The 23568-nt window shown below is 58.5% G+C and carries 19 protein-coding genes and 1 pseudogene; 11 read left to right on the forward strand and 9 right to left on the reverse strand.

The features are described 5' to 3' along the window. Positions 1-98: 98 nt before the first annotated feature. The 5 genes from AB4Z23_RS26400 to AB4Z23_RS26420 all read left to right on the forward strand — a co-directional run bounded on the left by AB4Z23_RS26400 (position 99) and on the right by AB4Z23_RS26420 (position 4838). The gene (locus AB4Z23_RS26400) at positions 99-1676 is read left to right on the forward strand and encodes a sensor histidine kinase (RefSeq protein ID WP_441361054.1); all 1578 of its coding nucleotides are present in this window, start codon (positions 99-101) and stop codon (positions 1674-1676) included. Then, positions 1669-2310, forward strand: coding sequence for a response regulator transcription factor (locus tag AB4Z23_RS26405; protein ID WP_441361055.1), 642 nt, complete (start codon positions 1669-1671; stop codon positions 2308-2310). Before AB4Z23_RS26400 ends, AB4Z23_RS26405 begins: the two co-directional genes overlap by 8 nt. Positions 2311-2401: 91 nt before the next feature. Beyond that, positions 2402-2773: a response regulator transcription factor gene (locus AB4Z23_RS26410; RefSeq protein WP_441361056.1), complete on the forward strand. Its 372-nt coding sequence runs from the start codon at positions 2402-2404 to the stop codon at positions 2771-2773. 28 nt (positions 2774-2801) lie between these two features. Beyond that, positions 2802-3107, forward strand: coding sequence for a UBP-type zinc finger domain-containing protein (locus tag AB4Z23_RS26415; RefSeq protein ID WP_003519260.1), 306 nt, complete (start codon positions 2802-2804; stop codon positions 3105-3107). Positions 3108-3164: 57 nt separating this feature from the next. Continuing rightward, on the forward strand, positions 3165-4838 hold the full coding sequence (locus tag AB4Z23_RS26420) for an FAD-dependent oxidoreductase (RefSeq protein ID WP_035200015.1): 1674 nt from the start codon (positions 3165-3167) through the stop codon (positions 4836-4838). Positions 4839-4934: 96 nt separating this feature from the next. Here AB4Z23_RS26420 and AB4Z23_RS26425 read toward each other — a convergent pair whose 3' ends face one another. Both AB4Z23_RS26425 and AB4Z23_RS26430 read right to left on the reverse strand, forming a co-directional pair. Continuing rightward, positions 4935-6050 carry an FAD binding domain-containing protein gene (locus AB4Z23_RS26425; RefSeq protein WP_441361057.1) on the reverse strand — a complete coding sequence of 372 codons (1116 nt, stop codon included), beginning with the start codon at positions 6048-6050 and terminating at the stop codon, positions 4935-4937. A gap of 10 nt (positions 6051-6060) precedes the next feature. Beyond that, the gene (locus AB4Z23_RS26430; protein WP_441361058.1) at positions 6061-7284 is read right to left on the reverse strand and encodes an MFS transporter; all 1224 of its coding nucleotides are present in this window, start codon (positions 7282-7284) and stop codon (positions 6061-6063) included. 156 nt (positions 7285-7440) lie between these two features. Between AB4Z23_RS26430 and AB4Z23_RS26435 the strand changes: the two genes are divergently transcribed. Next, positions 7441-9726 (forward strand): FdhF/YdeP family oxidoreductase, encoded by a 2286-nt coding sequence (locus AB4Z23_RS26435; protein WP_441361059.1) that lies wholly within the window; start codon positions 7441-7443, stop codon positions 9724-9726. A 219-nt stretch (positions 9727-9945) separates the two neighbouring features. Beyond that, on the forward strand, positions 9946-10527 hold the full coding sequence (locus AB4Z23_RS26440; RefSeq protein WP_025595177.1) for a TetR/AcrR family transcriptional regulator: 582 nt from the start codon (positions 9946-9948) through the stop codon (positions 10525-10527). 40 nt (positions 10528-10567) lie between these two features. Here the strand turns inward: AB4Z23_RS26440 and AB4Z23_RS26445 are convergent, their stop codons facing one another. From AB4Z23_RS26445 to AB4Z23_RS26460, 4 genes are all read right to left on the reverse strand, one after another. Then, the gene (locus AB4Z23_RS26445) at positions 10568-11572 is read right to left on the reverse strand and encodes an NADP-dependent oxidoreductase (RefSeq protein WP_013762153.1); all 1005 of its coding nucleotides are present in this window, start codon (positions 11570-11572) and stop codon (positions 10568-10570) included. 111 nt (positions 11573-11683) lie between these two features. Then, positions 11684-12508 carry an oxidoreductase gene (locus AB4Z23_RS26450; protein WP_111788694.1) on the reverse strand — a complete coding sequence of 275 codons (825 nt, stop codon included), beginning with the start codon at positions 12506-12508 and terminating at the stop codon, positions 11684-11686. A 254-nt stretch (positions 12509-12762) separates the two neighbouring features. After that, the gene (locus AB4Z23_RS26455; RefSeq protein ID WP_013762151.1) at positions 12763-13857 is read right to left on the reverse strand and encodes an alkene reductase; all 1095 of its coding nucleotides are present in this window, start codon (positions 13855-13857) and stop codon (positions 12763-12765) included. Positions 13858-13905: 48 nt separating this feature from the next. Then, a complete protein-coding gene (locus AB4Z23_RS26460; protein WP_441361060.1) occupies positions 13906-14694 on the reverse strand; it encodes an SDR family NAD(P)-dependent oxidoreductase in 789 nt (262 codons plus the stop codon). 112 nt (positions 14695-14806) lie between these two features. Between AB4Z23_RS26460 and AB4Z23_RS26465 the strand changes: the two genes are divergently transcribed. Next, positions 14807-15355, forward strand: coding sequence for a TetR/AcrR family transcriptional regulator (locus AB4Z23_RS26465; RefSeq protein WP_080849829.1), 549 nt, complete (start codon positions 14807-14809; stop codon positions 15353-15355). A 47-nt stretch (positions 15356-15402) separates the two neighbouring features. Here the strand turns inward: AB4Z23_RS26465 and AB4Z23_RS26470 are convergent. The 3 genes and pseudogenes from AB4Z23_RS26470 to AB4Z23_RS26480 form a co-directional block, all read right to left on the reverse strand. Next, positions 15403-15573: pseudogene (locus AB4Z23_RS26470) on the reverse strand (IS3 family transposase); the annotation flags it as partial. A gap of 151 nt (positions 15574-15724) precedes the next feature. Further along, positions 15725-18835: an efflux RND transporter permease subunit gene (locus tag AB4Z23_RS26475; RefSeq protein ID WP_441361061.1), complete on the reverse strand. Its 3111-nt coding sequence runs from the start codon at positions 18833-18835 to the stop codon at positions 15725-15727. Beyond that, complete coding sequence (locus AB4Z23_RS26480; protein ID WP_441361062.1) at positions 18835-19947, reverse strand: efflux RND transporter periplasmic adaptor subunit; 1113 nt, start codon at positions 19945-19947, stop codon at positions 18835-18837. Before AB4Z23_RS26480 ends, AB4Z23_RS26475 begins: the two co-directional genes overlap by 1 nt. A gap of 98 nt (positions 19948-20045) precedes the next feature. Here AB4Z23_RS26480 and AB4Z23_RS26485 point away from each other — a divergent pair, with 98 nt between their 5' ends. From AB4Z23_RS26485 to ftsZ, 3 genes are all read left to right on the forward strand, one after another. Continuing rightward, positions 20046-20633, forward strand: a complete 588-nt coding sequence (locus AB4Z23_RS26485; protein WP_080849832.1) for a TetR/AcrR family transcriptional regulator — start codon at positions 20046-20048, stop codon at positions 20631-20633. Between the two features lie 173 nt (positions 20634-20806). Beyond that, a complete protein-coding gene (fabF, locus tag AB4Z23_RS26490) occupies positions 20807-22090 on the forward strand; it encodes a beta-ketoacyl-ACP synthase II (protein ID WP_080849833.1) in 1284 nt (427 codons plus the stop codon). A 57-nt stretch (positions 22091-22147) separates the two neighbouring features. Beyond that, a complete protein-coding gene (gene ftsZ, locus AB4Z23_RS26495) occupies positions 22148-23152 on the forward strand; it encodes a cell division protein FtsZ (RefSeq protein ID WP_441361063.1) in 1005 nt (334 codons plus the stop codon). Positions 23153-23568: the final 416 nt, after the last annotated feature.

Here is a 23568-nt window from a genome sequence, read left to right on the forward strand (position 1 = left end):
ATGAGATTGAGTTTGCATAGGAATATTGGAATTGCCATTTGCGTTTTGGCAGCAGGGATGGCTTGATAATGCGGTCGATCTCAACGTGGGAAATCTCCTTGCATTCGCTGGTCCTGGTAAACCCGGAAAGACGGCTGCCGGCGCGCTTTGAACTTGGCGTGCTCGTCTGCGCATTTTTACTTGCAGCGCTGATCTTCTATCTCGATACCTATACCGACATTCACAGCGCGCTTGCCACGCTCTATGTCATCACCTTGCTTCTGTCGGCAGAAACCCTGACAGAAAAAGGAACGATRCTGGTGACCGGTATCTGTATCAGTCTGGCGGCAGTCTCGTATCTTGCAGCTCATGGGCTGCAAACCGACCTSGCCGCAACCCTACGCCTGGCGGTCGCGGTTGCTGCAATGTTGATCACCTGCGCCTTGATCATCCGCAATCAGCGCGCGCGCCTCAATCTTGTGAAATTCAATGCCGCCCTGCAGAGCAGCGAAGAGCGCTACCGGACGATTTTCGAGCAAAGCCGCGTTGCACTTTGGGAGCGCGACTATTCGCAGGTCCGCGCAATGCTGATGGCGTTGAAAGCAGATGGTGTCAAAGACCTTAGTGCTCACGCTCGGGAGAACCCGGATTTTCTGGAGCGATGCATCGTCAGCGTCCCTACCGTTGCCGCCAACGCGGCGGCACTTGAATTGCTGGGCCATGTGGGCAACAACAATCCCGGTTCCATGCGCCGCTATATTGCCCAGGACGACGCCACCTTTCTCGATCTCATCGCGGCAATTTTCAACAACGAGACGCATTTCGAAGGCAAGGGCAGCATCATTACCAGCGATGGCACCAGCAAATTTGTGCTGCTGACCGTTGGCTTTCCTGAAGATCCTGCCAATTTCAACCGTGTCATTGTCGGTATGTTCGACATTACGGAGCGGGAACTCGCCCAGAAAGCACTGTTCGAGGCCCAAGCGGAATTGGCATTGGCGTCGCGCGCGGCAACAGTCGGCGCATTATCGGCTTCGCTCGCGCACGAACTCAATCAGCCGCTCGGCGCCTTGGTGGTCAACGCCCAGACCCTGCAGCGCTGGCTGGATCGCGACCCGCCGGATCTGGCAGCCGTTTCCCGCTCAGCTGAGCGCATCGCTCGTGACAGCCAGCGTGCCAGYGACATCATTCAGAGCGCACGATCAATGCTTGGTAACCGCCCGCCCGATATCGAGCCGGTTTCGCTGGCCGATCTCGTCACGGAGACACGCGCGCTGATGGAGAGCGAGCTKGTCAGAAACGGGGTCATTGTTGAAATAGCTGAAGCAAGCGATGTGCCCACCGTCAACGCTGTGCGGATAGAGCTGCAGCAAGTCTTGATCAACCTGATCACCAATTCCCTTCACGCCATGGCCGAAACCCCGGAAGCGATGCGGCGGATATCGGTAACGATCGAGCCTGGGGATGATCAAAGCGTGATCATCAAGGTTCTCGACACAGGTCCCGGGCTCAGTCCGGACGTTCTCAAAAACCTGTTCAAACCATTCTGCACGACCAAACCGACCGGGCTTGGCATGGGCCTTGCCATCTGCCGCAGCATGCTCGAAGCCCGCGGCGGCATGCTGTCTGCCAGCAATCACATCGATGGTGGCGCATTGTTCGAAATGATCGTCCCGATGGAGGCAACCCATGAATGATGCGAGAAAGTCCGCCAAACCGCCGAACGGCGATACGCCGGTTGTCTACGTCGTCGATGACGATACTGCGATACGCGAGGCTTTGGTCGATCTGTTCCTGTCAATTCGAACAGAAGCAAAATCCTTTGAAAGCGCCCAGGACCTGCTCGAAAATGCCGATCTGGACCGACCTGGCTGCATTCTTCTCGACGTTCGCCTGCCCGGTGYGAACGGCCTTGATTTTCAGCTCCACCTGGAAAAACTCGGCAACCGAATGCCTATCATCTTCATGACCGGTCACGGTGATATACCAATGACAGTCCGTGCCATGAAAGCAGGTGCCATCGACTTCCTGACCAAACCTTTTCGGGACCAGGACATCCTCGACGCCGTCTCGGTCGCTTTTCAGAAAGATCGGGAAATGCGCCAGCAATCTGCTGCAAATGGCGCCGTCGTGGAACTGGCCAAGACATTGACCCGCCGCGAGCATGAGGTCATGACGGCTGTCGTGCAAGGCCTGATGAACAAGCAGATTGCGTTCAACCTCGGGATCAGCGAGATCACGGTCAAGCTGCATCGCGGCAATGTCATGCGCAAAATGGAGGCGCGCTCCGTGGCCGAACTGGTGCGCAAGGCGGAACTGCTGGGCCTTTGAGGCCAAAACCTAGACCCTTGTATGGTGCAATGTTGTGTCTCGATGGCGCATATAGAAGCCAGTTGATTTTAAGAGGCAAGGCCCAATCAAATTGTCCAGAACACCTGTCATAGCCATCGTTGACGACGATCGGTCGATCCGCGAAGCCCTTGACGATCTCGTTTTGTCCTGCGGTTACGAGAGCCGGCTGTTTTCGTCTGCGGAAGACTTTCTGGCCCGCGGTGATCGCGTCGCGATCGACTGCATGCTGGTCGACGTWAAAATGCCAGGCTTGAGCGGCATCCAGATGCAGGAYGTGTTAAACTCGCGTGGTGATCAAAAGCCGCCGATGATCTTCATGACATCCTATTGCGACGAGCGAACGAGAGCAGCGGCAATGGATGGCGGTGCATTCGCATTCCTTGGGAARCCAGTCGATTTCAACCAGCTTRTACTGTGTCTTGAAGAAGCACTGAAGCACTGAAATTTCCAACACGTTCAGGAGTGGAACCATGTCTGATCAATGCTCGCACCTGCCGACGATCCGATCGGTCAAGCCCATGACGCTTGGCTGCGAGGAATGTCTCGAAACTGGCCAGATATGGCTTCATTTGAGGCTCTGCCGCGAATGTGGTCATGTCGGCTGCTGCGATCAGTCCCCCGGCCGCCACGCGACCGCGCATTTCCACACCACCCGCCACCCCATCATCGAGGGCTATGACCCGCCGGAAGGCTGGGGCTGGTGTTATGTGGACGAAACCATGGTGGACCTGCCTGATCAGACACCGCAACGCGGGCCGATACCGCGATATTACTGAACTTCGCCGAAAAATCGGCGGTGACCTGCGGACGACATTTCCAGCTGGAGGTAACAGATGGCAGATCTCAGCGCGCGCCTGGACCAGATGTTTCCGGTGCTCAACCCCCATCAGGTCGAGACGGCCAAGCGTTTTGCCAGCGGCGAGCCAAAAGATTTCGCCCGTGGTGACTTCGTCTACAAGGTAGGAGACCACGCAGCGCCCGCCTGGCTGGTGCTGAAGGGATCGATGGACGTGTTTCGCCACGAAGGTCTTTCCGGCGAGGCGCCGATCACGACGCATGGAGCAGGCCAGTTGTCTGGCGAAGTCAACCAGCTGTCGGGTCGACCGACACTTGCCGGGGCCCGCGCCGGGTCCGAGGGCTGCACGGCCATTCCCTTTGATGCCGCCCATTTGCGGGCCTTGGTGATCGGATCGGCCGATGTCGGCGAAGTCATCATGCGCGCCTTCATCCTGCGCCGCGTCGGTCTGATCGATGCAGGCGCAGGTTCTGTTCTGATTGGAACCGCTGGCAATGCCGCGCTCTCGCGCCTGCAAGGATTYCTAGCCCGCAATGCCTTTCCCCACATCGTGCTTGATGCTGCCATGGAGGGTGAAGGTAAGGCGCTGATCGAACGTCTGGGTATTCTCGCCTCCGACCTTCCGCTAATGGTCTGCCCCAACGGCACCGTGCTCAAGAAACCRACCGATGCGGAGGCCGCAGCATGTCTCGGCATGACGCCGGACCTCAAGCCCGGAAAGCTCTATGACGTCGCTGTTGTCGGCGCTGGACCGGCGGGCCTTGCCACCGCCGTCTATGCCGCTTCGGAAGGGCTCGACGTCCTTGTCATCGACGAACACTCGATTGGGGGGCAGGCCGGCGCTTCGTCCCGGATCGAAAACTATCTCGGCTTCCCGACGGGCATATCCGGACAGGCGCTGGCGGGACGTGCCTACAATCAGGCCCTCAAGTTCGGGGCGGAAATGGTTCTTCCCGTCGCTGTCAAAAATCTGATCCCTCCGAAAGATGACGCCGGTGTGCTGGCGCTCGAACTCGACGGTGGAAAATCGGTGACGGCCCGCAGTGTCGTCATCGCATCCGGCGCTCGCTACAGGCGRCCGGACATCACCAACATYGACGGTTTCGAGGGCAACGGCGTTTCCTATTGGGCCTCGCCGATCGAGGCAAAACTTTGCGCCGGCGAAGAGATCGTCCTGGTTGGCGGCGGCAATTCGGCAGGCCAGGCCATCGTTTTTCTGGCGCCTCAGGTCAAGACACTTCATCTGGTCGTGCGGCGCGCACTCGAAGATACGATGTCGCAATATCTGATCGACCGTATCAAGGCCCTGCCGAATGTCCAACTGCACATGCATTGCGAAGTGGACGCGATCAATGGCGATAACGCCACTGGCATCTCCTCCGCAAGACTGCGCAACCGCCTGGATGGAAGCGTGAACACCTTGCCGCTTCATCATCTCTTCCTTTTTATCGGCGCGGATCCGAACGCTGGCTGGATCAGCAGCCGGGTGCAAACCGATGACAAGGGCTTCATCGTCACTGGGCAATCCTTCGATGAGCATTGTCGTTTTTCCCGCAAGCCATTGCCTCTCGAAACCAGCCTGCCGAATGTCTTTGCCATCGGGGATGTCCGTGCCGGATCGACCAAGCGGGTCGCGGCAGCAGTTGGGGAAGGTGCCGCCGTCGTCTCGCAAATCCACGCCGCACTAAGCCTGATAAAGCCCCCAAACTGAAGCATCCGACCTTTCTCAAAATCAAAAACCCGCTGGCAGAAGCCAGCGGGTTAAAAATATCGTTCTTGAGTACCGTGACAGACAGCCGGTCGATACTCAGATAGCCGACGCACCGAGTTGCCGGCCATAAGCAACGATTTCCCGGCCAACCGCGATGCGATCATCCTCGAACCGCTGCAAGGCACTGGGAAGGTCAACCTCGGACTCCAGGCWGTYGCTCAACGCCATGACATCGCCCGCTGCTTTCGACACGCCCATCGCGGTGTGCGGACGCGCGACAAAGGCGGCGTCGCCGATGAGGACGACCGAACGGCCCGTCATGCGGGGCGACTCGTAGTCGAAAATGCCCTGGATAGAGGGGCTTGGCTCCGCCTCGACCGCCTGCGCGAATTGCGGCGGAAGCATCTGCAGCGCATCGACGCGCAACGCCTCCAGACGGTCGCTCGACAAGCCACCACGCGGCAGCGAAAATGCATGCGTTCGCCCATCCAGATCGGTGAACGTGTGGGCAAGTTCGCTTGCTGGCACTTTGCGATACCAGACCCAGTTATATCGGCGATTGCCGATGTCCATTTCGCCCTTCGAGCCCGGGACAAGATAACCGAGCGCATGTACGCCCGGCCTGACATGAAAGGCAAACCGGTCGAGAAGCAGATTTGCTGCCGTYGGAAGCCTCGTTTCCGGKAYCAATCCACGCCATGCGACATAGCCGGAATAGCGGTTTTGMGTGTCTCCGGGATTGACCGCTGCGCGCACCACSGAACCAAGGCCATCGGCACCGATAACCAGATCGGCATTCACGCGCGTGCCGTCACCAAAAATCAACTCCGCGCCACTCTCGCCATCCAGTACTTTGACGACATCCCGACCCAACACATAGCTTCCTGAAGCGATGCGAGAAGCGACAGTTTCGAACAGGTAATCCCAGGAAATCTGGGTCTGGGGCGCCTTAACGGTCTGGGCGATACGGCCGTCMTGATCGAGATAGATGCGTTCCTTAGCCACCACGCCGATACGGGCGACATGCTCGCAGCCAATCAGCCGGAGAATGTGCAGCAGGTCCCTCTGACCGACGAGGCCAGCTCCCCGACCTGCAAGACCGCTCTTCGATCGCTCGTAGATGCGAACATCGTGGCCAGCCTGTTGTAACATGATGCCAGCGAAGAGGCCGGCAAGCGAACCGCCGACGATTCCTATACGTAGCTTTTCCATCGTTCCGCCCTCAGTTTCCGACAACCGTCGGCGAATGCCGGCGATGATGAAATATTTTCACCGCGAAGGCTGCGAGGCCAAACGCCGCGCCGAGAAGGCTGACGACGAGCCAGCCGCCCTGCCCCCAGGCCAGTGTCGCCATCGCCGAACCTGTGGCACCCCCCAGAAACATGCCAGTCATGAAAACCGTGTTGAGACGGCTACGCGCATCGGCATCCAGGGCATAGATGATGTGCTGGTTAGAAATCAGCGCGCTCTGTATGCCGAAATCAAGCACGATGACGCCTACAACCAAGGAAGCGATCGATGCCCAGAGGCCGAAGATAAGCCAGGCGGCGATCGTCAATCCGGCGCCCATCCAGACCACGAAATGCGGTCCCCGTCTGTCGGCAACAACTCCTGCCAGAGGCGCTGCAAATATGCCGACCGCACCGACGATCCCAAACAGACCCGCGACATCCGCACCGAGCTGAAATTCTAGCCCCGCCAGATAGAGAGCGAGGATGGTCCAGAAGGCCGTGAACGACGCGAACAGAAACGCCTGGATGATAGTCGCTGCCCTCAAGGCCGGGTGGCGTTTCCATAGCTGGCCGAGCGACCGGAGCGCCTGATGATATCGCAAAGTCGAGGTTGGCCGATGATACGGCAGGACCGCAAACATGAGGCCCGCGGCGAGCAGGGCGAGCGGTACGCCGATCCAGAACATTTCCCGCCAGCCRGCGTGTTCGCCCACAAAGCCCGACAGGGTGCGGCTGAACAATATGCCCGACAATACGCCTGCCATGACGGTGCCGATTGTGGCGCCGCGCTTTTCCGGCGCGGCCAGCGATGCCGCAAAGGGCACGATCTGCTGGGCGACTGTCGAGCATGCTCCAACCATGACCGATGCTGCAACCAGCATCCAGGCCGTCGGCGCCAGTGCAGCCAGCGCGAGCGCGGCGGCAAGCACCACGAATTGCCCGATGATCATCCGGCGGCGATTAACGAGGTCGCCGAGCGGCAGTAAAAGGAACAACCCCAGTGCGTAACCGAGTTGCGTTGCGGTGGGCACCATGCCGGTAACTGGCTGCCGACTGAAGTCCGCCTCGATAAGCCCGAGCATCGGCTGATTGTAGTAGATGTTTGCGACGGCAATACCGCCCGCGACGGCCATGGCCAGAAGCGCCACTTGTCCGATCGCATCATTGTGGGTGGCGCTTGCCGCCCCGGCTTGCATGTGTCCTGTCTTTTCCATGATACTGTTCCACCGCCAATCTTGATCTGGGCAAAATATGCTCAATCTCGTTGGCCGCACATTCGATAGACGTCTACCTGGACCTATACATCGGTCTAGGTTCGTACTGATGCGTTCGATGCTAGATTTATTGAAACACGCTGAAGGGAGACTGTGATGAGCGAGAAGCGGCCGGATGGGATAGAGCATTATACAGCGCCAGCAGGTGGCTGGGGCGCACTAAAAGCCGTTGCCAAAACCCTTGCTCACCAGCAGATCATCGCCGAGGGCGCGGCGACATTGTTAAAGGCAAACCAGCCCGAAGGCTTCGATTGTCCTGGCTGCGCCTGGCCCGATCCGAAGCACACAAGTTCATTTGAGTTCTGCGAGAACGGAGCAAAGGCGATCACCTGGGAATCGACGGCCAAGCGGGTTGGCCCCGATTTCTTTGCCGCTCATTCGGTGACGGATCTCTGGCAATGGACCGACCACAAKCTTGAAGATCAGGGGCGCCTGACGCATCCGCTGATCTATGATCATGCCAGTGACCGCTACGTGCCGATCGAATGGGATGCCGCATTCGCGCGTATTGCCTCGGAGTTGAACGCCCTTCCCAGCCCTCATATGGCCGAGTTCTACACGTCCGGTCGTGCCTCCAACGAAGCGGCGTTTCTCTTTCAGCTCTTCGTTCGCGCCTATGGCACCAACAATTTCCCCGACTGTTCCAATATGTGCCACGAAGCCACCAGCGTCGGTCTGCCCCTGTCGATCGGTGTCGGCAAGGGCACTGTAACGCTGGAGGATTTCGATCATGCCGACGCGATCTTTTCGTTCGGGCACAATCCCGGCACCAACCATCCGCGCATGATGACGACATTACATGAGGCCTCCCGCAGGGGTGTGCCGATCGTCGTCTTCAATCCACTCAAGGAGCGGGCGCTGGAGCGGTTTGCAGCCCCGCAGGATCCGATCGAAATGGCGACGATGTCATCCACGCCGATCGCATCTGCCTATCATCAGGTTCGTACCGGCGGCGATCTTGCCGCACTCAAGGGTATGATGAAGCGCATCTTCGAGCGGGACGCGGCCGATATCGAAGCTGGCGGGCCCGGCGTCATCGACCGCGATTTCATCGCAGCGCATACGATTGGCCTCGAAGCCCTGCAAGCCGATATCGACCAGACGCAATGGCCGGAGATTATCGAGAAATCCGGCCTGTCACTGGAAGCGCTCGATAGCGCCGTGGATGTCTACCTCAAGGCGAAAAACGTCATTCTCTGTTATGGCATGGGCATCACACAGCATGCCCACGGCACGGCCAATGTGCAGCAACTCGCCAATTTCCTGATGCTGCGCGGCAATATAGGCCGGCCAGGCGCCGGTATCTGTCCCCTGCGCGGCCATTCCAACGTTCAGGGCGACCGGACCGTCGGCATCACTGAAATTCCCAATGAGGCTCTTCTTGCTGGCATGGAAAAAGCCTTCGGTTTCCGCCCGTCTGGTGAAAAGGGCCATAATGCCGTGGAGGCGATCGAGGCCATCATTGAGGGCAGGTCGAAAGCGTTGGTGTGYCTTGGTGGCAATCTTGCTGTCGCCATGTCCGATCCTGAAGCGACGTTCGCGGGCATGCGGAAACTCGATCTGGCCGTTCATCTTGCGACAAAGCTCAATCGCTCGCATCTGCTGCTGGCAAAGACATCGATCCTCCTGCCGGTTCTGGGCCGAACGGATCTGGATATTCAGGCGACAGGGCGCCAATCCGTCACGGTAGAGGATTCCATGTCGATGGTGCACGCGTCGCGCGGTTTCCTCAAACCACCAAGCGATGAGTTACGCTCGGAACCCTGGATCGTTGCCGGCATGGCCAAGGCGACGCTTGGTAATCGACACGACATCGACTGGGACGGGATGGCCGGCGACTATGAGCAGATCCGCGACAAGATCGAAATCGTATTTCCCGATTTTCATGATTTCAATACGCGCGTGAAAACGCCCGGAGGCTTCCGGCTCACGGTCGCGGCTTCTGATCGTGTGTGGAATACGCCGTCCGGCAAGGCCGAATTTCTCGTCGCACCGGGCCTTGATGAGGACACACGCTTGCACGACCCCGAAGCCCTTGTGCTGACCACCTTGCGCAGTCATGACCAGTACAACACCACCATATACAGCCTCGACGACCGCTACCGTGGTGTCTACGGCCGCCGCGACGTCATCTTCATGAACCAGCGGGACCTTGAGACGCGGGGACTAAGAGACGGAGACCTCATCGATGTCGAAGCAATTTGCGGGAGTGGCGCCAAAACCGCTACCGGATTTACCGCCGTTGCCTACAATATTCCGCCCGGCTCGGTAGCAGGTTATTACCCCGAAATGAACCAGGTCATTGCGCTCGCAGACTACGACAGGAAATCCGGGACCCCAGCATATAAGGGCGTTCCAGTGAGGATACGCCGATCCACGTAGCCGAGTTTGATTTTACCAAACAATCCGGGCCAGCTTCCCAGAAACAGAAGCTTCGTTGCAGCCAGCGACAAGATATCGGCGGCGAAGGACGGAAAATTAGGTAGCCGATACGACGTGTTCCTTGTGTTGAGCGCATTATTAATGATAAGCGTCAGCAATACTCTCAATCCATGATGATATCCAACATCATGGAGACGGCGCCGTCGAAAGGGTTCGGACATGCGGATCACCAAGGAAAAGAAGCAGGAAAATCATGACCGGATTGTTGCGATTGCATCCGGGATGTTTCGCGAACGAGGGTTCGATGGCGTTGGCGTGGCTGACCTGATGGAGGGTGCGGGCCTGACCCATGGTGGATTTTACAACCACTTCGTCTCGAAGGAGGCGCTCATAGCAGAAGCCTCCGCCAAAGGGCTTTCCGAAACGTTGGCACGCTATGCCGGGTATGATTTGGGCGAGATGATCGACGCCTACATCTCGCGCACGCATCGTGATGCGCGTGGCCAAGGCTGCACGGCCGCCGCACTGAGCGGGGAAGCAGCGCGGCTGCCAAACGAAACCAGAGCTGTTTTCGGCGAAGGCATCGAGCGCCTTGTTGATGCGCTGGAGAGCAATCTTGCGGCGAACCAGCCCGCTGGCTCAAATGCCCGCACGCAAGCCATCAGCATTATGGCGCAAGCTGTCGGGGCCATCGTGCTATCGCGGGCCTGCCCGGACGCATCGGCCCTGGCGGATGAAATTCTCGATATTTGCCGCGCCGATTGCCGGGCCTCTGTCGAAAATGGCGGGCGGGAGCAATAGGGCCGCAGCCATGCGACCCCATCTCCTGCAAAATACGAACTCAGTCTGCGACCTTCACAACGACCTTGCCCCTGGCGCGCCCGGTCTCGACATGGGCCAAGGCCTCCGCCGTCTGAGCAAAGGGAAATACCTTGTCCACGACCGGACGGATCACGCCGGCGTCGATCAGCTTGGCGATCTGGGCAAGTTGTTGCCCTTCCGCGCGCATAAACAGGAAGGAATACAAGACGCCCCGGCTTTTCGCCTTCTTCAGCACGCCCCGGCTCAGCATCCGTACCACCAAGCGCAGGAACATGTTCAGCCCCAGAGATCTGGCAAAGGGAACATCCGGCGGCCCCGAGATCGATATCAACCGACCACCCGGTTTCAGAACATTCAGCGACTTGGCCAGCGTCTTGGCATCCTGACTGTTCAGCACCAGATCATAACCGGATAGCACCTGTTCGAAATCCTGCGTCCTGTAGTCGATCACCACATCGGCGCCGAGGCTTTTGACCAGGTCAATATTCGCGGCACTGGTCGTGGTGGCCACCGTGGCGCCGAGATGCTTGGCAAGCTGGATGGCAAAGGTCCCAACCCCACCGGAACCAGCCTGAATGAACACTTTCTGGCCGGGCTTGACCTTGCCGACCTCCACCAGCGCCTGCCAGGCGGTCAGTCCAACCAGCGGTATCGATGCGGCCTGCTCCATCGAAAGGCTTGCGGGCTTCAGCGCTACATCGGCGGCGTCAATTGCGATGAACTCTGCAAAGGTACCGGCCCGGTGATCCCTCGGACGGGCGTAAACCTCGTCCCCAGCCTTGAATTGCCGCACATTCGCGCCCACGCTTACAACCGTTCCGGCTAGATCGTGACCCAGAATAAAGGGCGGGCGATAGGGCAGGAACAGCTTGAACTCGCCGTCCCTCACCTTGGAATCCAGAAGGTTGATCGCCGTGGCCTGAATGCGAACCAGAACATCATTCGCGCCCATCCGGGGTTCGGGCATGTCTGCCAGACGCAAGGCGCCCTTCTTTTTGTATTTGTCGACGACGAAGGCTTTCACGGACGTTCTCCAGTGTAAAAATATTATCGGCTCAGATGGCTAAAAAAGCCAAGGCTTTCAGCGCGAACTGAGCATGTTGTTGGAAGGCCCTGCCGTGGCCGTCATTCTCGCTCACGCGATGTTGAATTGCTTGCGCAAGGTTCGATCAAACAGCGCGCGCGGCAGGAAACGCCGGGCAAACGAGGTCTGCCGGGCCGCCTTGCCGGAGGGGTAGCGCAACCGCGGCGCCTTGTCCTGCGCCGCCATCAGGATGGTGGCCGCAACATCATCCGCCGTGTCGCCGGTCGCCATGGCCAAGTCAAACGCCGTGCGGTATCTGGCCAGTGTCTGGCCATAGGCTGCAACCGGACGGTCGCCTTGCGGAGAATTGGCCTCGATCGAGGTTTTCGTTGCCCAAGGCTCGATCACGGCGACACGGATGCCGAACTGGCGAACCTCATGGTCCAGCGATTCCGAATAGCCCTCAATGGCGTGCTTGCTGGCCGAGTAATAGGCTCCAAAAGGACCGGGTATTAAGCCCAGGACAGAGCCGATGTTCAATATCCTGCCATAGCCCTGTTGGCGCATCATCGGCAACACGGCATTGGTCACCCGAACGACACCCAGAAAATTGGTTTCGAACAGCGAACGAACCTGATCCACCGAGCTTTCTTCGGCCGCCCCGGACAGGGCGTAACCGGCATTGTTGACCAGAAGGTCGATACGGCCAAGTTCCTGATGCGCCAGCGCCACGGCATCCGCGACAGACAAATCGGAAGTCACGTCACAAGCAATCATCCGAATGCCATCACGTATCTCGCCAGGTGCGGCCTTACGACTCGTGCCAATCACCCGGTAGCCTGCCCGGGCCAGAGCCGTGGCGGCCGCCTTGCCAATCCCACTGGAAGCCCCGGTCACAAAGGCGGTCTTCTGTCTTTTAGTAGCAAACGTCGCCATAGCGTCTTTCTCTCTTTTCGGTATCACCATGGATTGCCGCCAAGGCATATGGTTTTACAACACTAATTTAATGATGATTATCATCATCATTGATGATTTTTAATGATATATATCATCATTAAAGTCAAGCGTGACTTTCATGTGGTGAGGGAAAGGGTAACCCTTCAGTGTCGGGACCCGGCACCAATCCGCAAAGGATCAGGCACAGCAAACTGATTTGATGGGGCCGCATCAGCGAGCGGCCCCAAAAGCAGTCAACGCCCGGCAGTTGCCGCCAAAGAGGGGTAATCGATATAACCCGCGGCACCGCCACCATAGAGCGTAGCCGGGTTTATCTCTGCCAACGGCGCATCGCTTTTCAATCGTTCAACCAAATCAGGATTGGCAATGAACGGCCGGCCGAAGGCGATCAGATCCGCCCGACCCTCGGCAAGATGCGAACTCGCCAGCTCGAAGTCATAGCCGTTGTTGGCGATATAGGTCTTGCTGAAGCGACGGCGCAATGATCCGAAGTCGAATGGCGCGATATCGCGCGGCCCACCTGTGGCACCCTCGACGACATGAATGTACACGATGCCAAGGGCTTCGAGCTGATCGACGATGTAATCGAACTGCGCCTGCGGATCAGTACTCGAAATGCCATTGGCGGGCGAGACCGGCGAGATGCGGATGCCGGTGCGTGCAGCGCCGATTTCCTGGACAACCGCGGCCGTGACTTCCAGCATGAGGCGCGCACGGTTTTCGACAGAGCCGCCATAGGCGTCTGTGCGAACATTGGCACCGTCCTTGGCGAACTGATCAAGCAGATAGCCGTTGGCCCCGTGGATCTCGACACCATCGAAACCAGCCTTGATGGCGTTGGCTGCTGCCTGACGGAAATCGTTGACGATCCCAGGAAGCTCTTCCAGTTCAAGGGCACGGGGTTGCGAAACATCCACGAAGGCATTGTTGACGAACGTCTTTGTCTCGGCGCGGATGGCTGAAGGGGCGACCGGCGCTGCGCCGTTCGGCTGGAGATCAACATGGCTGATGCGACCGACGTGCCAGAGCTGGAGGAATATATGGCCACCCTTCTCGTGCACCGCACTGGTGACCTTGCGCCAGCCTTCGATCTGCGCCTGGGTATAGATACCGGGCGTATCCTGGTATCCCTGCCCCTGCTGTGATATTTGCGTGGCTTCGGAAATGATGAGCCCGGCCGAAGCACGCTGGCCGTAATATTCAGCCGTCAGGTCACCTGCGACAAAGCCCGAACCGGCGCGATTGCGCGTCAGGGGCGCCATGACGATCCGGTTGGAAAGCGTCAAGGAGCCGAGCGTATAGGGTTCGAAAAGCGTCTTTTTAGTCATGATTTGCCTATGTGTTGCCGCCGCAGCGGTATGGGTTGCGCGGTCTGCTCAAGCGACGGTGCGGTACCGTTCGGCTGGCAGCGCATTGCCGAAGTTGGCCAGCATGGTCTTGCGCGCAGCTTCAAAGGCTTCCCACTGACCGGCATCGGGAAGCGGCGGGATGGTCACCGGCTCGCGACGGTCGAAGCCGACCAGAGCCGCATCCACAAGATCGCCCACCTCCATGACGTTGTTCAGTGCGTTGACGTCGGCGCCGACATGGTCCCAGATTTCGGTTCGTGTCGTGGCGGGAAGAACAGCCTGAACGTAGACGCCCTTCGGTCCAAGCTCGAGGCTAAGCCCCTGAGACAGGAAGAGGACAAAGGCCTTGGTTGCGCCGTAGACCGTCATGCCGAACTCCGGCGCCAGACCAACCACGGAGCCGATGTTGACGATTGCRCCCTCACCTTTCTTGACGAGTCGAGGGGCAATTGCGCTGGCAAGGCGAACGAGTGCAGTCGAATTGAGTGCAACAAGCCGGGCCATGTCGTCGGTGCTCTGATCGATGAACGTTCCACCGATGGCCGTYCCGGCATTGTTGACGAGGATGCCGATGCTGTCATCGTCGCGCAGTCTCGTCTCTACTTTCGCAASATCGGCGAGTTGCGTGAGATCCGCCTGGACGATGTCTATGGCCACGCCGGTTTCCTGTCGCAGACGGCTTGCAACGGCCTCCATTCGCGCCACGTCACGGGCGACCAGCACGAGATCGTGGCCGCGCCGCGCAAACCGATCGGCATAGGTTGCACCAATACCGGTGGAAGCGCCGGTGATGAGGACTGCAGGATTTGTGCTCATAGGATTGCTCTTTTCTGTGATGGAACCTATATTCATGACGATCATCATGATTGGATTTAAATATGATAGCCATCATGTAAATGTCAACGACCATGTTGGGAGAATTGTGAAAATGAAGGTCAGCCGAGAACAGATGGCGGAAAACCGTCGCCGGATTCTGGATGTCGCCAGCCGGCTGTTTCGCGACAAGGGGTTCGATGCCGTCAGCGTTGCGGAGGTGATGAAGGCAGCCGGTCTTACTCACGGCGGCTTTTATGGACATTTCAGTTCAAAAGACGATCTGGTCGCGGAGACCCTTGCCCATGCCCTTGCTTCAGATAGCGTCGGAGGAGGCAACTTCAGCGATTTCGTCAAATCCTATCTTGCGCCTCGCCATCGCGACAACGCTGCCGGTGGCTGCCCAACCGCCGGTCTCGCTGCAGCAATTCGCCACCAAACGCCGCCGGCGCGCTCCGCCATGACAGAAGGCCTTCGTGCGCAGATCAGCCGGATCGAAAAGGCACTCCCGCAACTGGACCCGGCAGATCGCCGGCGCACAGCGATAGGAAGCTGGGCGGCCATGGTTGGGGCGGTCATACTCGCCCGGGCAATCGACGATCCGGAACTATCGGACGAGATTCTGGAACAGACGCACGCATGGATCGATAACAGCGTCACTTAGTCCGCAAAGAACGACGACGCGTACCGGCATAACCTCCCACGGAAGCTTCATCCAAGTGCGATTGGAGGTTCTGCGTTTTTCAACATTCCAGTAGGCGCGGTGTGGGCAATCGGTAGCAAAGCGAAGCTTTGATCTCCCGCGGCATTGGAGCCGGGCGCAGTGATGATCCCGGCATAGGCTGCCGGGGTCTGGTATCCGCGTGATGAGTCCGGCCGGAAGATCGGTCCGGATGTGGATGAGATGGAAAACCCCAACCTTTCGACCGTGCTCGGCCAGATGGTGTGAGGCCACGCATTGTTCGGCTCCTGCTGCCCTTGAACGCCGCCATCACACCACGCTTCAGGTTTGAGCCGGCACGCATGGACGCCCCTACTCTGCCGCGAGCGCCAGTGGCTGCCCTACGTGCTCGACCGTCTCATTTTCGGCACCTGCCTTGGGTGGCTTGATCCGGAACCAGACAGCATAGAGGGCCGGAAGGAAGAGCAGGATCATTACCGTGCCTGCTGCCGTTCCACCGATCAGGGTATAGGCCATCGACCCCCAAAATACTGAGTGGGTCAGAGGTATGAACGCCAGGATCGCCGCGAGAGCCGTCAGGATCACGGGTCGTGTCCGCTGCACTGTCGCTTCGATAACGGCATGATAGTCATCAAGCCCCGCCGCCTGGTTCTCCTTGATTTGCTCTGTCAGGATAAGCGTGTTGCGCATCAGGATACCCGCCAGTCCGATCAAGCCGAGAATGGCGTTGAAGCCGAAAGGCTGATTGAACAGGAGCAGGGTCGGAACCACCCCGGCAAGACCAAGCGGCGCTGTCAGCATCACCATTGTCATTGTCGAGAGAMTGCGAACCTGCAGAATGATGACGATCAGCATGGCAGCAATCATCACCGGGAAAACCTGAGCGAGTGCCGTATTGGCCTTGAGAGACTCCTCGATGTTGCCGCCCATCTCGATACGATATCCAACGGGAAGCGACGCGATGAGTGGCTGCAGAGCTTTCATAACCTGTTGGGAAACCTCCGGAGGCTGCGTCGCCTCGTTGATATCAGACCTGATCGTGATGACAGGCGTGCGGTCACGACGCTTCAGGATAGGTTCTTCAAACCGGATTTCGGAGTGCCCGAGTTGATCCAGCGGAACCTGACGGCCATCCCTGCTCATCAGAGAGAAATCGGCAAGACGTGACGGATCGAGGCGGTTTTCGCCAGCACTGCGAGCGACGACGGGCACGTTGCGGATATTGTCGCGCACCTGCGTAACGGGGATGCCGGAGAGCAGCATCTGCAATTGCTGGGCTGCCTCCGATGGAGAAAGACCAATCAGATTGAGCCGCTCCTGGTCGGGCACAAATCGCAGAACGGGTGTTCGGTTGCCCCAGTCACGGTTGGCTTGGCGAACATCGGGGATAGTCTTCATGATCGCCAGAGCCTGCTCAGAAATCCTGTAGAGTTCATCCTGATCGGGACCCATGATCCGGAACTCGACCGGGAACGGCGTGTAAGGACCAAACACAAGCTGGGTGACGCGGACGGACGCTTCAGGAACAAGACCCTCCGAAATAGCTGCACGAAGGCGATGCTTCAGTTCTTCACGTGCGTGGGCATCGGGTGTGAGCACGACGACCTTGGCGAAGGCAGGGTCAGGTAGTTCCGGTGCCATGGCAAAGAAGAACCGGGGTGCGCCCTGCCCTACGTAGGACGTGACGATATTGGTCTCAGGCTGAGTTTGCAGCCAGTCCTCGACTTTCTTCACCGCAGATGTCGTCGCCTCGATGCTCGTACCCTCGGGCATGCGCACCTCGACCAGCACCTCAGGCCGATCCGATGTCGGGAAAAACTGTTGTTTCACGCCGCCSATTCCAACGACCGAAACGGCCATGGAAATGCCGACCACGGCGCAGACCATGAACTTATGGCGGACAGCGAACTCGATGACGGAGCGCAGACGGCGGTAATTCGGCGTGTCATAGATGGCGTGATGACCGCCCTCGACCGGCTTGATGTTGGGCAACATCTTGACGCCGAGATAGGGCGTGAAGGTGACGGCGACGATCCAGGATACGATGAGCGCGAAGCCCACCACCCAGAAGATGTTGCCGGCATATTCGCCTGCGGTCGACTTGGCAAAACCCACGGGCATCAGTCCGATGATCGTGACCAGCGTGCCGGACAGCATCGGCGCTGCCGTATGGCTCCAGGCATAGGCGGCCGCCTTGATGCGGTCCATGCCCTCCTCCATCTTCACCACCATCACTTCGATGGCAATGATGGCATCGTCAACTAGAAGGCCAAGCGCGAGGATCAAAGCGCCAAGCGTGATGCGGTCGAAGAAGCGCCCGGTCTCCAGCATGATGAGAAAGACCACCGCAAGGGTGAGTGGCACAGCAAGTGCGACAACAATGCCAACGCGCCAGCCAAGTGCCACCAGACTGACAAACAGAACCACGCCAAGCGCCATCGCAAACTTGAGCATGAACTCGCCGACGGCTTCATCGATGTTGACGGCCTGGTCGCTGACTTTGGTAAGCGTCATCCCCAGCGGCAACGTTTGCGCAATGGCGGCAGAGCGAGCCACAAGCGCCTTGCCGAGATCAAGACCGTTCCATCCCGCCTGCATCACCGCACCCAGCATGATTGTCGGTTCACCCTCGTGGCGGATGATATACGTGGCGGGATCCTGATAACCGCGTCGCACCTCTGCAAGATCGGAGAGCTTCAGGGTTCGTCCAGCAGCAACGATCGGCGTGTCTGCAATCGCCTGCACACTGTTGTAAGCTCCGTCGAAGCGGATAAAGACCTGTGGGCCTCGTGTGTCGATTGAACCCGCAGGCGTGACCGTGTTCTGTCGCTGCAACGCAGAAGCGATATCCTGCGCGGATATGCCGAGTGTCGCGAGCTTCGCATAGGAGAACTCGACGAAAATCTGCTCGGGGCGCTCGCCGACGATGTTGATTTTCTTGACGCCAGGCACGTGCAGGAGGTCCTGGCGAATGACTTCCGCTTGCCGAACGAGATCGCGCATCGGCATTCCCTTTGCCTTCAGGGCATAGAGGCCGAAACTCACGTCAGAATATTCGTCGTTGACGAATGGGCCCATCACGCCCGGGGGGAGATTGCGGGCTTCGTCGCCAAGCTTCTTGCGCGCCTGATAGAACTCTTCTGCAACCGCACTTGCCGGCGTGTTATCCTTGAGGGTGACGGTCAGGAAAGCGTAACCTGGCCTCGTTGTGGTCTCAACGCGGTCGTACCAGGTCAGTTCCTGAATACGTTTCTCAAGCGGCTCGGCGACGAGGTCCTGCATTTCTCGCGCGGTTGCGCCCGGCCAGACTGACGTGACCGTCAATGTCTTGATGGTGAAGGACGGATCCTCGGCGCGCCCCAGCTTGACGAAAGCGTAGACGCCGGCTGCGGCCAGCAGCACGATAAAGAACAGGGTGATRGCGCGTTCGCGAACCGCGATGGCTGACAGGTTGAAGCGCATTAGTTTTTCACCTCTTGGCTCGAGGCAATCCTGACGGTCGCRCCATCGTCGAGAAGATGCGCGCCGAGGGCAACGACCTGCTCCCCGGTGCCGATCCCCGTGACAAATGCCGTCTCCTCGCCAATCTGCTGAACTYTAATCGGGGTGAACTTCACCTTTGACGTTGCGCCGTCGACGATCCACACACCTGTGCGATTACCGTCGTCCAGAATGGCGCCGACGGGCACGGCGACCTCTGACTGGCGTTCGGCATCCGGTGTTCTGATTGTTACAGTGGCGCCAAGCGGTGCTGAGGCCGCATCACCCTCAAGAATGTAACGCGCTTCATAGGTTCTCGTTTGAGGATCAGCCGAATCGGAGATTTGTCGCAGTCTGGCGTTTCCACTAAGCCCGTCGCTTCCATAAACACTGGCCTGTGCTTCCGATCCCACCTTAGGTCGCAGTGTCTCAGGCAGCCAGACGACCGCCTCGCGAGGGCCGGCCTTTGCGAGTTGAACAACCGTCTGGCCGGCGGCGACCACTTGTCCCGGATCACCGAGAGTTTCGACGACCGTTCCATCCGAGTCAGCAACAAGAGTGGTGTAGGTTGCCGCATTCTCGGCAACCTCCGCTTCCGCCTCGGCCGCCGCAAGCTGTGCCGTCGCTGTATCGAGAGCCGCCTTTGCCTGTTCATAACGCTGGGGCGTGGCCGCCAGGCCATTCTTGACCAGTGCCGCATAGCGCTTCTCATCGGCTTGCGCCTGAAGCAGAATAGCACGCGCTGATATGACCGAATTCCGCTTTGCTGTCAGTGCAAGCTGAAGATCGGTCTCATCAATGCGCATCAGCGGTTGGCCCTGTTTGACCTGCTGACCGACATCGACCAGCCGCTCCACGATTTTACCGGGAACGCGAAATCCGAGATTGCTTTGAACGCGCGATGCGACCGTCCCGGTGAATGACCGGTCGGCCCTGCCGGTCCTTTTCGCCTCCGCAATCCTTACCAGTGGTGAAGCCGTCCTTGGGTCTGCGGCCTCGGCTTCCCGTTTTGGGGTTTCAGAAACGAGGAAAAAGGCGGCGGCCCCAGCCGCTGCGACAAGACCCACGACAGTCAGGACATGTTTGCGTTTCATTGTAAGTTCTCTTCTTGACCAGCGGTGCAAATGATTTAGATTGCGATMTAAATCTATRTGCGMTATAAATGTCAAACGAAATCTAACCGGAGGTCGATATGAGAGTGAGCCGGGCACAAGCCGAGGAAAATCGGGAGACGGTGATCAACGTTGCCAGCCGTCTGTTTCGCGAGCACGGATTCGATGGCATTGGCCTGAAAGATTTGATGAAGGGTGCAGGACTCACTCAAGGCGGGTTCTACAAGCAGTTTGCATCGAAGGACGATCTTGCAGCCCAGGCTTCGAGGCGCGCGATGGAAAGCGCTACACGCAGATGGTCTGAAGCGGCTGCGGACAGTTCCGATCCTCTCGAAGCAGTGATGGCGTTCTATCTGTCMAAGGACCACCGTGGAGAAAAGGCAGAAGGTTGCCCCCTGGTGGCACTGGGGTCGGACGCTACTCGGCAGAGTGAAGAAGTCAGGCGTCCATTCGAGGATGGGATACGCGCTCACTTCGAGGTGCTCAATGAACTGCTTGATGACACCAGAAGCTCCAATCCCAGCGGCAAAGCGATGGCGATCCTGTCTCTCATGGTCGGCGCCGTTACCCTGTCGCGGATCATGGAAGACGAGAATACGTCTCAAGGAATCCTCGACGCAGCGGCGGAGGAAATCAGGCGCATCGCAGGCGCTGATCATGCGGTCTGAGGATCGCGCTCGGTAGCTAGGGAAAACAAAAATCAAACGCAGTCGCCGCGTCGGGTTCGGGCGGATGCGATTTAGGCACTGAAGAAACTGCATATCCGGAGAACAGGCCCTGACCGCACCGTCGGTCGGGATGCCGAAGGCATGCCAATTTAAACGAAGAACAGGTGTAAAACATGCGTCGTATCGTTGTCACAGGAATGGGAGCTGTCAGTCCCCTTGGAGCGAATGTCGGTATCTCCTGGTCGCGCCTGCTCGCGGGTCGAAGTGGCATTCGACGGCTGGGTGACGACGTGGTGGCGGACCTTCCATCGAAAATCGGGGGCGTTGTCCCCTCATTGATGGAAGATCCCGAGGGCGGCTTCGATCCCGACACCATTGTGGCTCCGAAGGACCAACGCAAGGTCGACCGTTTTATCATATTTGCACTGGCAGCCGCGGAAGAAGCGCTTGCACAAGCAAACTGGAAGCCGACCTCGAATGAGGAACGGCTGAGGACCGCGACGATTATCGCGTCCGGTATCGGCGGCTTTCCTGCGATAACCGAAGCGGTCCGCACCGTCGATCAACGCGGTGTCCGTCGCCTTTCGCCCTTCACCATACCGTCGTTTCTGGTCAATCTCGCAGCCGGGCATGTCTCAATCCGTCATGGCTTCAAAGGCCCTCTCGGTGCACCGGTAACCGCGTGCGCCGCCGGCGTTCAGGCAATTGGCGATGCTGCGAGGCTTATTCGGTCAAATGAAGCCGAAATTGCGATATGCGGCGGAACAGAAGCCTGCATGAACATCGTCAGCCTCGGAGGTTTTGCAGCCGCCAGATCTCTGTCGACTGCTTTCAACGAAACACCAGACAAGGCATCGCGCCCCTTCGACACATCACGCGATGGCTTTGTCATGGGCGAAGGAGCGGGCATGCTTGTCATTGAATCCCTGAGCCATGCGCTTGCTCGCGGCGCTACACCAATTGCCGAACTCGTCGGCTACGGCACGACAGCCGACGCTCATCACATCACGTCAGGACCAGAAGACGGGAACGGTGCCAAAAGAGCCATGGAGATCGCCATTGCGCAGGCAGGCATTTCCGCCCGCGAAATAGGTCATCTGAATGCCCACGCCACCTCGACCCCGGTCGGAGACCTCGGCGAAATCAGGGCCATCAAAAGTATCTTTGGTTCCGAGAAGACTGTCGCTGTCAGCGGGACGAAGTCAGCAACAGGACACCTACTTGGCGCGGCTGGAGGATTGGAAGCAATATTCACCATGCTGGCACTCCAGCACCAGATTGCGCCGCCAACTCTCAACCTCAACGCGCCGGATCCGGAAGCCGAAGGCATCGATTTTGTGGCGAACCACGCGCGCCAATTAGACGCTGAATTCGCAATATCCAATGGTTTCGGTTTTGGCGGTGTCAATGCGAGCGCAGTGTTCCGGCGGTGGCCGAAGGCAAACGGCGCTGGCTGAGGATCACCGTCGCGACACCACACGCTGAAACTGTTTTCGCTTGGGACTTGAACGTCAATGAACCAAACCTTGGGCACGACACCGGACATACTGCACCTCAAACCGAGGATTGCCGTTATAGGCGTCGGCGGCGGTGGTGGTAATGCGGTCAACAACATGATGGCGCAGAAGCTGCAAGGGGTAGAATTCATTGCAGCAAACACCGATGCACAAGCTCTCTCCATGTCYAAAGCCCCACGAGTTGTKCAACTCGGCCTGATCGCGACTGGCGGGCTTGGGGCCGGATCACTCGCCGAGGTCGGACAAGCGGCGGCCGAAGAAACGATCGACGAAATCATGGACCATCTGACCGGGATGCATATGTGTTTCGTGACCGCGGGCATGGGGGGCGGCACTGGAACGGGCGCCGCGCCTGTTATAGCTCGAGCTGCGCGGAAGGCCGGAATACTGACGGTCGGCGTGGTAACCATGCCATTCGCATTTGAGGGCATACATCGAATGCGAATGGCCCGACACGGGGTAGAGTGTTTAGCCGAAAGCGCGGATGCCGTGATCGTGATCCCAAATCAGAACCTCTTCCGGGTGGCAGATGCCACAACGACGTTTGCTGAGGCTTTCGAAATGGCGGATCGGGTTCTTTATGCAGGCGTCAGCTCCGTCGYCGATCTGATTGTCAGGGAAGGGCTTATCAATCTCGATTTCGCCGACCTAAGGTCAGTGATGCGCGGTATGGGCCGAGCTGTGATGGGCACGGGAGAAGCGGCAGGCGAAGGACGTGCAAGAGCTGCCGCCGAAGCAGCGATTGCTAATCCGCTTTTTGACGACACATCGGTCAAAGGTGCCAAAGGGCTCCTCGTCTCGATTTCCGGTGGACCGGACATGACGCTGTTCGATGTGGACGAAGCAGCCACGCGCGTGCGCGAAGAGGTCGACGCTAACGCCGATGTCGTGATCGGCGCGACGTTCGACGATGCGCTTGCGGGTCGACTGAAAGTGTCCGTTGTCGCAAGCGGATTGCGGCAACCGGCAGAGGTGACCTTTCTTGCGGAGCGCACGGGGTGAGCCTGCTCCTTCGCACCCTCGAGCGAGCATGTCCTTGAAGACTTGAGAGTGCCTGCGTGTCTGCTACCGCCCGGCCCAAGATAGGGCGACATAGAAAATTCCAGTGAAATCGATCGAGAGAAAACGCCTGCCTGCGACCTTGCCCAAATCTGCCGAAACAACGCCACGTCGGTGATGCGGAAACCCTGATCACAAAGTGAATGCCGCTCTGAGCGCTTGAAGTGCTTGTTCCGGCTCGTGTTTTACAAAGGCCTAGCTGCACGCTACCAGAGCCCCACGTGGCTATACCGCCAGCAATTCATTTGCGGTATCCAAGGCCCTAAACGCAAGGTGCCCTCCGGGATGGGAGGGCTTTGTTGTTGATAGTCTTGAAGATATTGGTTGCGGGGGCAGGATTTGAACCTGCGGCCTTCAGG

It is taken from the genome of Agrobacterium sp. MCAB5, assembly GCF_052114365.1.
Taxonomy (GTDB): domain Bacteria; phylum Pseudomonadota; class Alphaproteobacteria; order Rhizobiales; family Rhizobiaceae; genus Agrobacterium; species Agrobacterium tumefaciens.